12 protein-coding genes and 1 pseudogene are annotated in these 12,820 nt (G+C 37.1%); 2 read left to right on the forward strand and 11 right to left on the reverse strand.

The window, feature by feature from the left end; genetic code table 11:
- The first annotated feature begins 239 nt into the window (after positions 1–239).
- Together flgL and A3217_RS04960 are read left to right on the forward strand one after the other, a co-directional pair.
- Positions 240–2,804: a flagellar hook-associated protein FlgL gene (gene flgL, locus A3217_RS04955; RefSeq protein WP_066388624.1), complete on the forward strand. Its 2,565-nt coding sequence runs from the start codon at positions 240–242 to the stop codon at positions 2,802–2,804.
- Positions 2,801–3,574 carry a polysaccharide deacetylase family protein gene (locus tag A3217_RS04960; protein ID WP_066388625.1) on the forward strand — a complete coding sequence of 258 codons (774 nt, stop codon included), beginning with the start codon at positions 2,801–2,803 and terminating at the stop codon, positions 3,572–3,574. Before flgL ends, A3217_RS04960 begins: the two co-directional genes overlap by 4 nt.
- Before the next feature lie 133 nt (positions 3,575–3,707).
- Here A3217_RS04960 and A3217_RS04965 read toward each other — a convergent pair whose 3' ends face one another.
- The 11 genes and pseudogenes from A3217_RS04965 to A3217_RS05010 form a co-directional block, all read right to left on the reverse strand.
- On the reverse strand, positions 3,708–4,661 hold the full coding sequence (locus A3217_RS04965) for a DUF3387 domain-containing protein (protein ID WP_335339536.1): 954 nt from the start codon (positions 4,659–4,661) through the stop codon (positions 3,708–3,710).
- A gap of 12 nt (positions 4,662–4,673) precedes the next feature.
- Positions 4,674–5,039: a type I restriction enzyme subunit R domain-containing protein gene (locus tag A3217_RS04970; RefSeq protein ID WP_066388628.1), complete on the reverse strand. Its 366-nt coding sequence runs from the start codon at positions 5,037–5,039 to the stop codon at positions 4,674–4,676.
- The gene (locus A3217_RS04975; protein WP_066388629.1) at positions 5,023–5,325 is read right to left on the reverse strand and encodes a nucleotidyltransferase domain-containing protein; all 303 of its coding nucleotides are present in this window, start codon (positions 5,323–5,325) and stop codon (positions 5,023–5,025) included. Before A3217_RS04975 ends, A3217_RS04970 begins: the two co-directional genes overlap by 17 nt.
- Complete coding sequence (locus A3217_RS04980; protein WP_066388630.1) at positions 5,322–5,717, reverse strand: nucleotidyltransferase substrate binding protein; 396 nt, start codon at positions 5,715–5,717, stop codon at positions 5,322–5,324. The genes A3217_RS04975 and A3217_RS04980 overlap by 4 nt, the downstream gene beginning before the upstream one ends.
- Positions 5,718–5,729: 12 nt before the next feature.
- Positions 5,730–6,116 carry an N-6 DNA methylase gene (locus A3217_RS09010; protein ID WP_156471923.1) on the reverse strand — a complete coding sequence of 129 codons (387 nt, stop codon included), beginning with the start codon at positions 6,114–6,116 and terminating at the stop codon, positions 5,730–5,732.
- 111 nt (positions 6,117–6,227) lie between these two features.
- Positions 6,228–7,465 (reverse strand): annotated as a pseudogene (locus A3217_RS09615) (type I restriction-modification system subunit M); the annotation flags it as partial.
- Positions 7,466–7,678: 213 nt separating this feature from the next.
- Positions 7,679–9,436: a DUF262 domain-containing protein gene (locus A3217_RS04990; RefSeq protein WP_066388631.1), complete on the reverse strand. Its 1,758-nt coding sequence runs from the start codon at positions 9,434–9,436 to the stop codon at positions 7,679–7,681.
- A 99-nt stretch (positions 9,437–9,535) separates the two neighbouring features.
- Positions 9,536–10,132, reverse strand: coding sequence for an HNH endonuclease (locus A3217_RS04995; protein WP_066388632.1), 597 nt, complete (start codon positions 10,130–10,132; stop codon positions 9,536–9,538).
- Positions 10,125–10,949: a DNA-methyltransferase gene (locus A3217_RS05000; RefSeq protein WP_066388633.1), complete on the reverse strand. Its 825-nt coding sequence runs from the start codon at positions 10,947–10,949 to the stop codon at positions 10,125–10,127. Before A3217_RS05000 ends, A3217_RS04995 begins: the two co-directional genes overlap by 8 nt.
- Positions 10,942–11,709 carry a R.Pab1 family restriction endonuclease gene (locus A3217_RS05005; protein WP_066388634.1) on the reverse strand — a complete coding sequence of 256 codons (768 nt, stop codon included), beginning with the start codon at positions 11,707–11,709 and terminating at the stop codon, positions 10,942–10,944. Before A3217_RS05005 ends, A3217_RS05000 begins: the two co-directional genes overlap by 8 nt.
- Positions 11,699–12,805, reverse strand: a complete 1,107-nt coding sequence (locus A3217_RS05010) for an Eco57I restriction-modification methylase domain-containing protein (RefSeq protein WP_066388635.1) — start codon at positions 12,803–12,805, stop codon at positions 11,699–11,701. Before A3217_RS05010 ends, A3217_RS05005 begins: the two co-directional genes overlap by 11 nt.
- Positions 12,806–12,820 lie beyond the last annotated feature (15 nt).

The following is a 12,820-nucleotide window of genomic DNA, read 5'->3' on the forward strand; positions in this document are numbered from 1 at the left end:
TATTGTGTTGCCTACAAGAAACGAGGCGGATTTTACACAATGTTTATTAATTAATTTTGACTTCAATTAAAAATTTTCCTTGAAAAAATATTTAGTAAGGAATCTTATTTGCTTAGTAAAAGTTTGTGAAGAATTACCGAAACTTAATGGATCAAAATCCAAGGACGGATTCTAAAACGCTAGATTCTAAAGATTTAGCGCGATACAATGCCTATTTAGCTTAATTCTAGGGAGAGAATATGCGTATCACTTTTGGCACAAAATATAATCAAATGAACTACTATCAATCCACTATGCAGCAAAAGCTCTCAGACATCAATACAAAAATTGCCTCTGGTTTAAAAATCCAATATGGCTACCAAGATAGCTCGGTTTTCAATCAGAATCTAAAGCTTGAATACGAGGAACTCACGCTCGATCAAGGGATTGACAACTCAAATACCGCCTACACACGTACGCTTAATACCGACAAAGCCTTAAGCGAACTTTCAGAAACTGCCCTGCAATTTAATACAAAGCTTATCCAAGCGGCAAATGATATTCACTCACCTGCCTCACGCGAGGCGATTGCAAGGGATTTGGAAAAACTTAAAGAGCATATGCTAAGTATCGCAAATACTTCTATCGGTGGGGAATTTCTCTTTGCAGGAAGCAATGTAAAAATCCGCCCATTTACGGAAAATGGTGAGTATAAAGGCAACGACGAAAGACTTGAGACGCTTATAAGCTCAAATAATCTTATGCCTTATAACATTACCGGACAAGAGTTATTTTTCGGGCGAGATTCTGATAGTTGTAAAAGTATCACAACAAATATCCGCAAACTTAATCAAAGCAAGCTCAACCCCGACATAATGGATAGAATCCGCCGCGGCGACATACCTGAAGAAGTGTATATCAAGGAAGGCGACACCTTGCGTGATTTGATAGGTGATGATGACAGAGATACGACAAATAATGGCAAGGAATTTTTCTATATGCGTGGTGTGCGCCCAGATGGCACGAGCTTTAAGAGTAAATTTTCCTTTGATGTGGGTTATAGTGATGAAAAAAATGCCACACGCGTGCAGGACTTGCTGGAAAAAATCGGCAGAGAATTTGGCAATACAACAAAAAATAAAGTCGTTGATGTGCGTATGAATTATTGGGGTGAGATTGAAATCAAAAACCTTGACCCGGGTAACGCAAACATTGATTTTCACCTCATCTCAAGCAATGCGGATGTAGAAAATGTAGATGATTTACAAAAAATGGGTGCGCGCGTTACAAGCTTCCAAAAAAGCCCATTTTTAGGCTCATACACGCAAAGCCATTTAGAATCTGTGCGCGATAATTACGACCATAGAATCTCCACTTTGCCTAGTGCTTTCCTCACCAAAGACAATGTGCCAGCCACGCTCACAACAAGGATTAGGGATATTTTCCCACCTGAAATTGATACACTCATCTTTGCAGGCACGCGCCCAAACACAAATGATGGTAAGGTAGATTCTGCGCCGATTGAGAATCTGCAAATAAACATCGATGATAATATGCAGGTGCGCGACTTACTAAAGGCTATCAGCCTGCATTTTGGTGGAAAACTAGAGGGCGAAATCATCAACGGCGAACTAACTTTTAGGGATAATAATGTGCGCAATAGAGATACTGATATGCTCGAGCCGCCTTTTAATGGAGAGAGTGGCTTTAGTATCAATCTCACGACTTTTTCGCGTGGTATGGAAAGTCAAGGCATACGCAATGACTACAAAATGGAGTACGACAGAGTGAGCTTTGAAAATCGTGGCTCTAAGCTTATTTCAAATGTGCAGCAGATTCTTAAAGGAGGTATGGGCTTTGCCACTGATGAGACGAAGCTTTCTGAAGTTGCAGGGGGAAGCATTGATGGGCAGGTATATAATCTTGACTTAAGCGATCATAACGGCATTCCAATCTTTGCAAAAGTAGAATTTAGCAATGCGCAAGGCTCGTTTCTTGTATTACCAAATCCAGACTTTGACCCTACAAAGCCAGAAAGCGCCGAGCTTAGAATCCCGCTTTATAATCCCCACGATGAGCCACCAGCGATAAATCTCACAAAGGCTGATGATGTAACTTACCGCCAGCTTATGGATTCCATAGGTATCGCACTAAATTTCACAAACAAAGATTCTCAAAGCTATCTAAACACGCTCTTGCAAGATGGCACACCAACACAGGAGGGCAAAAAAGCCTATGAGGAGCTTATCAAAGCGTATAAAAGTCGTATGGAAGTCGAACTCACGCCACAGGGCAAAATGGAGATAAAAGACACAATGCGCTCAATCTCACGAATGCAATTTATGATTTACAACGCGCAAAGCAATGAGTTTTCCGATGATGCCTTGCGCAATCATCGCAGTTTTCTTACTTTTAACGCAAATAATGCGCTGACAATCGACCAGCCTGATGTGAGTATTTTCGAAGGGATTGATGAGATTATTACTGCGGTGCGTAGCGGAATCTACCGCCCTGACAACTTTGGGGAAAACTACACCCCAAATATGCGCAATATTGGGATTCAAAACAGCATCGAGCTTTTTGGGCATTTTAGTAACCATATCGAAAAGATGATTGCTCAAAATGGCGCGCATGGCAGGAGTTTTCAAAACGCTATCCGCCGCAATGAAGTGCTAAAAGTGCAAATTGCCTCAATCAAAAGTGATAACATAGGCACAGATGTCGCGCAAACTTATAATCATTTCTCAAATCTCACAACAAACTATAATGCCGTGCTTTCCTCTACAAGCCGCATTAATCAAATGTCGCTGGTGAATTACCTATGAAAAATATTCCAATCATTAAATACGAACATATCCGCGATATGGCGGATTCTCACAGCATAAGAGTGAAGGAGTTTGAATCTCAAATCGCCTATCTTAAGAAAAGGGGCTATGAGTTTTTAAGTCTTGATGAGTTTAGCGCGCGTAAAATGCAAAAAGAGCCTTTGAATGAAAAATGTGTGCTTGTGATTTTTGAAGGTGGGTGGAGAGATTTTTATGAAAATGCCTATCCGATTTTAAAGCATTTTTGGGCGAAGGCGGGCGTTTTCATCGCGACAGAATGGATTGAGGAATCTAGTATTCAAGCGCTCAAAGAGCCAAATATGGCGGATTCTCACTTGTCGCATAATGAAGCGATTTTAGCCCTAGCGCAAAATCCACGTAGTGTGGTTTGCACTTGGGAAGAATTGCGCGTATGTAGTGGGCTTATCAGCTTTGGATCGATGACGCATACTTATCAGCTCTCAAACTTTGTGCGTAAGCCGTGGCACGAGGACGCAAAGCTTTCAAAAGATTTGATTGCTAAGAATCTTAAGAGTAATACTACACATCTTTTATGGCCTCGTGGGCAGTGGGACCAAAACCTCCTGCGCACAGCCAAAACACTTGGATTCGCTAGCTTTTACACCGCGCAAAATGGCACAAACTTCCAAGGCACAAGCCTTGAAGCAAACAACATCATCACGCCCACAAATAGCCTCTTTACGCTCAAAAAGCAACTTTTTGTGTATTCTAGCAGTTTGAGCTTGAAGCTATTTAGGTGGTTGTTATGAAATTTAAAAGCTCCGTAATTTAAGCCTAGCTTATCAAAACCAAAACTAAAAGTTAGCAAACAAATAAAACAAAGAAACTTCATCATATTATTTCTCCTTGCAGTGTCAAAATGGCATTACACTACAAATACCACTATACAAGATTGCTTGCCACAAGTTCGGCTTGAGCTAGGATTCTATTTGTTGCGAGTTTTTGCATATCTGGCGGATAGCCATACTTGTTTAGCACCCTTTTAACCGCTACCTTTAGCTTAGCACGCACACTCTCTTTGTGCTGCCAATCTAGCGTAACATTGCGCTTTAGAGTCTCAAAAATAGCTATGGCAAGTTCTTTTAGCTCATTCTTGCTCATCACTTCTTTTGCGCTCTCATTTTTGGCAATCACCTCATAAAAGGCGTATTCATACTCCTTTAGCCCCATATCCTCTCTTTGTTTGTCGCTAGAGATTAACTCTTTGCTTAATGCAATAAGCTCTTCTATGGCTTGTGTAACACTAAGGAGGTTGTTTTGGTATTTTTGCATTGTCTTTTGAAGTCGCTCTATAAGGCTTTTAGCGGAGAGTGCGGAACAAAGACGCGCTTTTAGCTCATCGTTTAAAAGCTTTTGTAAAGTCTGCAAAGCAAGGTTTTTGTGCTTATGGGAGGCAATTTCATTTAAAAATTCCTCTGATAAAATAGAAAGATTTGGCTTTGCAATCCCTGTGCTATCTAAAATATTCACCACCCCATCACTCACAATCGCGTCATTGATGATTTGTTTTATCGTGCTTTGTGCTATAAGGGATTCGCTCTCCTTGTCTCTTTCGTATTTTTTCAAAGTCCTTTTAATGATGTCAAAAAATGCTACATCTTTTGCGATTTTCTCTGCTTCCACGCAAGGCAGAGCCATTGCATAGGATTTTAGAAGCCTTGTTGCATTATCTAAAAATCGCTTTTTGCCATTTTCTTGGGCTAAGATATATTCTAAAACTTGGGCGATAAACTGATATTGTTTATCCCGCGCTTGAAGTGTAAAGTATTGCAAATAGTCAATTTCTTGTAGCATTTGAGCGGTGATTTCATAGTTTTCTTGCATTTTTTCTATGATTTTTGTCTTATTTTACACAAACTCGCCCTTACCTCCGCTTTGAGTATAAAATTCTAGGGCATTTTTAAGCTCATTTGCAATTCCTAAATAATCCACAATCAGTCCTGCGGGTTTGTCTTTATACACAAGATTTACCCTCGCTATGGCTTGCATAAGATTATGTCCGCTTAAAAATTTGTCCATATAAAGCGTATGCAGCGGTGGCACATCAAAGCCTGTAAGCCACATATCGCAGACAATCACCATTTCTAGCCCACTATCAATACTTTTAAACCTTTTTGCAATCTCACTTCTTTGCGCCTTGCTCGTGTGGTGTTTGCTAATCTTATCGCCATCAGCACTACTTGCGGTAATGATAACTTTAAATATCTTTTGCAAAAAGCATAATGCCTTGTGTGTCAATCTCACTTTTGAGCGCATTATCTGCCTTCGCATAATCTACAATATCCACGAAAAAGGGGAGATTAGAATCCTCAAACTCTGCCTTGATTTTGGCGATGAGTTTTATATTAATGTCGCCTTTTAGGGCAATATCTATATCACTTGTTGGCTTAAGTGTCCCTCTTGCGCGTGAGCCAAACAAAAAAGCGTGAGTAATGGCTTGATGTGGTTCTAAAATCTCTTGAATGATTCCCAAATATTTTTCTGAAAGTTCGCAATTCATGGGTGAGCCTTGAGGGTCTCGTATAAATCCCGCACGAGCGGATAAAAATCCTCTAAAATATAGCGCACATTCTCATCAAGCGCACTTTGCGTGTAGGTATGGCTTGTGATATTTCGCATTGCGAGTGCCTCTAGCCATTTTTCACAATCTTGCAAAAGCTCGTATTCAAAGGCTCTTCTTATGCTTTCTCTTGGACTTTTGATTTCAAAGCCTTCGTTTTCTAGGAAATCTTTAAGCACTTTCCAGCAAAGCTCTATGAGCACCTCAAATCTTTGGATAATGCCCTCTTTTTCTAGATTTGAGAAAGTCCGATTTTCTTGCTCCTTGACTTCATAGAGATTCAAAAAGGCTCTTTGGAAAAATTCAAATCTTTGCTTGAATCGCTTATTCATTGTTGATTGTCCTTAACTATCACAAAATTCTCCACCTATCAAAGCAAGATTTTCTAAAATCCTGTGGTTAAGCTCTTGTTCCTCTTTGATTTGGGATTCTAGCTCTGCTTTTAAGTGCGTAAATTCTGCTTCAAAGTCGAAGTCTTGCTCACTCTCTTCTAAGCCTACAAATCGCCCGGGCGTCAAGGTGTAACCAAGTGCGGCGACTTCTTGTAGGGAGGCGGATTTGCAAAAGCCCTTGATGTCGGCATAAGGCGGGGTGGATTCTAAACTTTTAGAATCTTGCTTGGATTTTATATGTTGGGATTCTTCGCTTGTTGAGATTCTTCGGGCTTTGCCCTCAGAATGACAAAAGGGAGAGTCAGTATGACAAGTGGGAGTTTTGTCATATTGCCCCATCTTGTCATATTTGCTAGTGAGGGTGAAATCCTTGCGGATTGCACGAGGCGAAGCCGAAATATCCGTATTAGAATCTTTTAAATGGGATTCTGCGTGCGCTTTTTGCGCTTTTTGCCACGCGTGGTAAGTTTGACTTATCTTTAAATATCCTCATTGGTTAAAATACGATTTTTGCGATTAATGAGCTACCCACAATTTCTTGCGTCTATGAAAAGGATTTCTTTATTTGTTTTGGAGCGGCGGATAAACCACAGGCAAGCGGGGATTTGTGTGTTTAAGAAAAGCTTCGCAGGGAGATTTACAATACAGTCAATGAGATTAGATTCTATTAAATTTTTGCGTATCTCGCCCTCTGTTGCGGTGTTGCTTGTAAGGCTACCTTTTGCAAGGACAAATCCCGCCACGCCTTTGGGAGCTAGATGATAGAAAAAGTGCTGTATCCACGCATAATTCGCGTTTGTAGAAGGTGGTGTGCCAAACTTCCAACGTCCATCTTGCTTTAAGAGTTCGCCACTATAATCAGAATCGTTAAAAGGAGGATTTGCAATGACAAAATCCGACTTTAAGTCCTTGTGTGCGTCGTTTAAGAAACTGCCCTCGCTATTCCATTTCACTTGACTAGAGTCAATTTGCCTAATGGCAAGGTTCATTTTAGCTAGTCGCCATGTCGTTTGGTTGCTCTCTTGTCCTAGCATAGAGATGTCATCAATATTGCCTCGATGAGATTGCACGAAAAGCTCACTTTGCACAAACATTCCACCACTGCCACAGCAGGGGTCAAACACGCGCTCCTTGTAAGGCTCTAGCATCGCAATAAGAAGCTACAACGCTTTTTGGAGTGTAAAATTGCCCACCCTTTTTGCCCTCGCTTAATGCAAACTCGCCTAAGAAATATTCAAAAATATGCCCTAAAATATCGCACTTTGCGCAGTCACCCTGCAAAGAGGGATTAGAGAGCAAGTCAATAAGCCACCTAAGCAAATGGAATCTAGATTCTCCTTAGCATAGACTTTGGGCAAAACGCCTTTGAGGCTTGGGTTTTCTGCCTCTATGGTTTGCATTGCATTATCTAAAAAGGTGCCGATGCTGCTTTGCTTGGCGTTTTCCATAATGTAGCCCCAGCGCGCCTTTGGTGGCACGAAAAATGCGTTATACGCAAGGTATTCGTCTCTATATTCAATGTCTCCGCCCTCATTTTGCACTTTCTTAAAAGTGGCTTGGAAGCTATCAGAAATGTATTTTAAGAAAACTAAGCCTAAAACAATGTGCTTGTATTCAGTGGCGTCAATGTTTTTGCGCAGTTTGTCCGCAGATTTAAAAAGTGTTTGAGCTAAAATTTTATGCGTCATTGAGGAGCCTTTTTAAAGTGGAATCCTTTAATTTTGACATAATTTTACTTATAAATAAATGCTTAAAATAAATATACTTTCTATTATGAAAATACTTCTCTAGCAAAAGGCTCAATCCCCTTAGGGATTGGCTGGATTGTTTTGATTATCTGCATTGACACAATACGCGGATACTCCTCCACCTCATGTTTTTATTGCATAATAGCCCTAGTGCTATTTCTCTCCAAAAACAGTCTTAAAAAACTCTGCAAATCTCTGATGAATCGCCCGACCCCTCTTTTCAATATCCTCTTTTAACCAATCTTTTTGAGTGTTATTTGCTAAATCTTGTGCTTCCATGAAATAGGAATTTTTATATTTCTCTTTCTTTTTGTTAAAATATCCATTTCCCGCTTCTATATTTTCTTTCTTTTCAAGTAGCATTTTATTACCAATATGTTCTAAATATACTTTTGCGTCCTCTTCACTCCAACCATTATAGTTTGTATCCTGCCATTTTTTAGGAAAAATATGCTCAATTTCTGCTTTAGCTAAAGTGTAATTCTTCCCATTTTTGTTCCATTGTGTTACTTGTTTTTCGCTATATATTAGCGCATAAACTGCAAGAATATAGCGAACTTGCTTAGGGAGAGCTCTACTAGAAAAATCTAAAAAATTTTCTAGTATAGGCACTTTTAAGTTAGGCAGATTTATACCCGACTCAAAAATACACTCTATATTATTGTTGATAATATTTACATTGGCTTTCATAAAGCCCCAAAATACTCCAGAACTTCCACCCTTTCCATACATAAGCCCTAAAGTATTATAAGCTACAACTTGAGGCAAGACTACATCAAAAATATCGCTATTTTTTTCCTTATCAAATTTATAAAAACACACGCTTACAACCATTTGCCACAATTTATTTTGATAAATATTTAAAACTGCAAAATATTTTTGTGCTTTAGGACTTAAATATTCATAAGGATTACACCAAAATTCACCCAATCTTTGAATAAATTCAAAAGTCTCATTTTGCTTTAATAAATCCTCATTAGCTGCAAAATTTACCTTTTTCTTTTTGGAATTTGCTTTATCTTTTTGTGTCCAAAACTCAAGCACGCTGGGTATAACCGTATCTACTTCCTTATGCTTTGCTCTAATGATATGTTCATATTGGGTAAATAAAAAGCTTATGTCTTCTTTGTTTAGATAGTTTGAATTTTGGATTTTACTTTCTAACTCTTTCCACTCCTTTGCAAATTTATTTTTCTCACCCTCTTCTTTTTTCCTCTCAAAAATCAAGCCTTTAAAAATATCGGCTGGACTTAAAGAAACTCCTCTATTATTTAAGGTATTAAAAATTCTTAAAGCCTTATCGCGCCCATCGCATTCAATGGGCAAAATCACACATGAATCTAATAAACATAAACAAAAGTTTTTCCACTCTGCTGGCTTATTTTTAGCTAATTCATCAATTTTATTTTGAAAGAAAATAAAATTTTTTTCATACAAAGAAAGCTTTTTAGACTCTTTATTAATGTCTAAAATATCTTCAAAAAGATTTTCTAAACTTTCATTATCCAAATCCGTAGCCACCTCACTTTTTAAATGTATTTTTTTAAAATCAATATTCCCTGTTAAAGCATCAATATCCCAAAGACAAGAAGCAAGATTGCTTTTTAATTTATCAATGTTATTTTGCCCTCTTGCCTTTTGGTATAAGGCGCGTATCAAAAGATTTAAAGTCGTTGTGCGTTGTTGTCCATCAATGATATTTTGTCTGCCATTATCTTTATACACTACAACAGAACCTAGAAAATATTCTTCATCTTCGTCTTTGTTTTCAAAAAAATTTAACACATCATCCCAAAGTTGTTCGCATTCATCTTCTGACCAAACATAATTCCTTTGATACATAGGAATTAAAAATTTATTTTTTGATAAATAATCAAAGATGCTTTTCCTCTTCGCTCGCATTTCTGCCATTTTTACTCCCTTTTTTCACAATTTTTGAGAATATTATCATCATTATCTAAAAATATGCTTTCCTCTCCACTCTAATCTGTTTGTGCTTATCGTATTGAATTATTTTTTCCACACAATATGCCCATTGATATTGTGTTTCTCATACACTTTTAACACATCTTCTAAAAAATCCACCAACTCTTTTTCGTTTGTATTTTTTGCAGATTCCAACATTCTTAAAAACATTTTTTTGCCTGTTTCTGTTTGTTTTAGGTTTTTCTTTAAGAAATTATGCTTACTGCAAAGCGTTTGTCCATTTTCTAAACTCGCCTTACCTCCTAAATCTTTAGGTTTAATATGGTCTATGTGAAGCTCTACGCCTTCTTTTTTACCCATTCCACAAATCACACATTGATAATTATCCCGCTTTAAAATTTGCTTTTTTAAACTTGGGCTAAAATCCTCTAAATCCTCTCTTAAATGCACAAAATTAGGTTCATAGCGATAAATGCCTTTTGCGATTTTTTGTAAATAACCCCTTTGGTGCAAACTTCTAATCCCTCTATCAGGGTCTCTAAAAACTTTGCCTGTGCGCCTCTGCCATTCCTTAACTACCCAATCTACAACTTCAGGATGAGCAATATCTCTTTTAGCATTTGCTTTGAAAAATTCCATTATCAAATCAAGCTGGCTTCCTTTTTTGATATTTTCACGCATCAAACAATCCTTTCTCTTTTTTGATTGTCTCTAAAAAGCGATTTTTTGAGAGTTCGCAATACTCTTTATCCAGCTCTATGCCTATAAACTTGCGTTTATTCAAATATGCTTCTATCATTGTTGTTCCACTCCCGCTAAAAGGGTCGCAAACTACATCTCCTACAAAGGAAAAAAGTTTGATACATCGCTTAGGTAACTCTCTAGGAAAGGGTGCGGGGTGTCCTATGCGCTTTTTAGATTCTCCATTAAAACTCCATAAGCCATTAGTCCAAGCCATAAACTCCTCTTTACTTATATCGCTTTGTCCTTTGTGTTTTTTCTTCCACTCGCCTTTATAAAGCACGAGGATTAACTCAACAGGTGCGATAACATAAGGAGCAGAAGCACTAAGCCAACTCCCCCACGCAGTGCGCCTTGAGATATTACCCTCATTCCAAATTATTGTGCTGTGATATTTCCAGCCTACTTTTTTAGCAAGAGTTGTGATGTCTGCTCCCACGCTTTGCTGCCCACCTTTGTTTTTATCAAGCGGGATATTAAGACAGAATCTTGCGCCATCTTTTGCCCAAAAATAACAATTTCTAAGCCATTTTTGCGTGAATGCAAGATAGTGTTTATAATCATTGGAATCCGCACTAGAGTTATACTCTATGCCTACATTATAGGGTGGTGAAGTGATAATTAAATCAAGACTTTGAGGGCTTAGCAACTTTTTATGCAACACAGAATCAAACAATAATGTAGTATTTTCATAGCTAAAAAAACCATTACCTATTTGCACTATATGCTTAATACGATTTATCTTATCTCTATCCATTTTGAATAAGCCCTAAAATTTCTAATACATCATAATTGTGATTCTTACTTAAGATTCCAAAAATCTTAAAAGTTTCTAGCAAAAAGTTCTTATCTTTAGAATCTAAAATAAGAGTAGCGCATTCTTTAGATTCTGCTATTCTGCCTAAAAGTAATGGCATATTTTCTTTTGCCTCTAGCTCTGTAATTGGGAAGCATACATAAAGCATAGGTTGCACACCTATTGCCCTTTGTTTTTCTTTGATTATAATTTCAAGCAAAATATCAAAATTACCAAATTTATGCATTAAAAGCGGGTATTTTACTTCGCAATAGTAAAAATTCATATCTAAAATATTTTTACTTGCAGGGTGGCTTCGTAAAATCGATAAATCAGAGCGAGAATCTAAAAATTCATCACTCTTAACATTGCTTAAAAACTCATATAAATTGCTAATTTCTTGTTGCGTGATTATCTTCCATTGGTAAAAATAATATAAATACTCACTTAACTCATAAAGTGCCTTATTTTTGCCATTTGCCCCTATAAAATGTGTCTCTTGTAAGGTGCTTAAAGCAAGTTTTTCTTTATCGTTTTTATCCACATCATAGCCGATTTGCCATTCAATATAATGCTTTTGAGAGAATGGAATTTGCCTTGTTGGAGTTGGGATTCCATATTCATAAAAGCTATTTCTCATCTTTACTCTAATCTTGCCACTTTGCGTTGTGAGTGGGAGTTCTATAAAAATTTTATTATTTTCTAATCTTTCAATCCTCATAATGCTTTCCTAATAATTTTCTAAAATACTCTGTAATTTCTGGGCTTATAGTCTTACTCTCACTTGCTTTGATAAACGCAGATTCTAAGGCTTTAAATTCCTTAAAATCTATCAAAATATCACAATTCCCCAAATAATAAGGAGTATGGGCAATCATCATTTTAAACACATCAATGTAACAATATAAACTATATTTTTCTTTGCTCACATAAATTGTATTGCTATTTTCTTTTGTTATGAAAGTTTTTGAGCGACGCAGGGCGTTAATATCACGCAAAGTGTAAAACATCGCTACTTTTACTTGAGAATCTACACGTTTTTTATTAGGATATTTATCAATATATTTTGCTATAAAATCAAAATCATTAAGCTTAAAAGAATTGCCCTCTAAGGTATGAAAAGTAAAATTTAAAATAAAATCATAATCCATTCCCTGATTGTCTCTTTCATACAAAGCAATGATAATAGGAAAATATCCCATAGATTTAGGACAGAAAATAGCAGAGCTAATAATCATAGAATCTATCAAGCGATAGTGTTTGCTAAAATCTTTCAATGCCTTAAAATTGCTTTCTTTAATGAGATAGGAAAGTGGGTGAAGCACACAAATATAATCCGCCCTTAATGCATCAAAAGAACGCAAAAAGCTAATGCCAATATCACGTGCTTGAAGATGAGAATCCACAGGGGCAGAATTACTATTTTTAAGGTGATTTTGCACGATAGAAGTTTTATCATTATAAGGAGGATTGCCTATGATTATGAGCTTGTTAGATTCTGTAATCCTAAATTTGTCTCTTTGGACATCAGCGAGTGCGTTAGTATGGATAAATAGAGGTTTGGGCGTAAAGTTCTTAAAATTCTCCTTTGCTTGTTTTAAAGCTTTTTCATCAATATCTGTGCCGATATTTTGCTTAAATCCTTCTAATTGCAAAAAGCTTCCATATCCGCAAGAACTATCAAGCAAAACATAATCTTGTGGATTGTTAATAGAATCTAAAAGCATTTGATAAGCAATGCCCACGATAGAATCAGGCGTGTAAAAACTGCCTTGATTAATTGTTTGGATTTTGTTTAAATGTGTTTGGATTGTCATTTATTATTTTCTCTC

The organism is Helicobacter himalayensis (genome assembly GCF_001602095.1).
GTDB lineage: Bacteria > Campylobacterota > Campylobacteria > Campylobacterales > Helicobacteraceae > Helicobacter_F > Helicobacter_F himalayensis.